This is a genomic window from Nguyenibacter vanlangensis (assembly GCF_013376155.1).
Taxonomy (GTDB): Bacteria; Pseudomonadota; Alphaproteobacteria; order Acetobacterales; family Acetobacteraceae; genus Gluconacetobacter; species Gluconacetobacter vanlangensis.
On record NZ_JABXXP010001162.1, the window covers coordinates 1 to 630 of the forward strand.

General features: G+C 71.6%; 1 protein-coding gene. It reads left to right on the forward strand.

Annotated elements, in window-relative coordinates; genetic code table 11:
- Window positions 1-402: ELM1/GtrOC1 family putative glycosyltransferase (locus HUK84_RS21880; RefSeq protein WP_176642001.1), on the forward strand; the 402-nt coding region annotated here is incomplete at its 5' end.
- Between the last annotated feature and the right edge of the window lie 228 nt (window positions 403-630).

Consider the following 630-nt stretch of genomic DNA (forward strand, 5'->3'; position numbering starts at 1 on the left):
CGGCAGGACCGGGTGGGGGTGGCGGTGACGCCGTCGCGCCGGACCGGCGTGCATGCGCGCGCGATCATCGGCGCGGCGCTGGAACCGCTGGGCGGCTGGGTGTGGGACATGCAGGGCGACAATCCCTATCTGGGCCTGCTGGCTTGCGCCGATGCCATCGTGGTGACTCAAGACAGCGTGTCGATGGTCTCCGAGGCCGTGGCGGGCAGCGCGCCGGTCATGGTGGCTGAATTGCCGGGCCGGTCGCGGCGGATCGGGCTGTTCCTGCGCGACCTGGCGCAGGCGGGGCGGATCCGTCCCTTTGCCGGCCGGATGCAGGACTGGCCGGTGACGCCGCTGGACGACACGATCGCGGTGGCCGAGGACATGCGCCGGAAACTGGGGCTGGACGGCGCGGCGTGACGGGCGGGCCCGTGCCGATCCCGCGGGGGTTAATCCTTCGGGAGTGATTTCTGCCCGCCGGATTCTGCGGTATGAACCCCGCATGCTGGACATTCGTACCTATGACGCCCAGGCGGGCGGCAATGTTCTCTACAAGGCGCTGGCCCATCCTTTGGCGGCCGAGGCGCTGGCCGGGCTGGCGGCCGGGATCCGCGCGGCCGGGCCGGTGGCGGTATATGACCCGGAGGG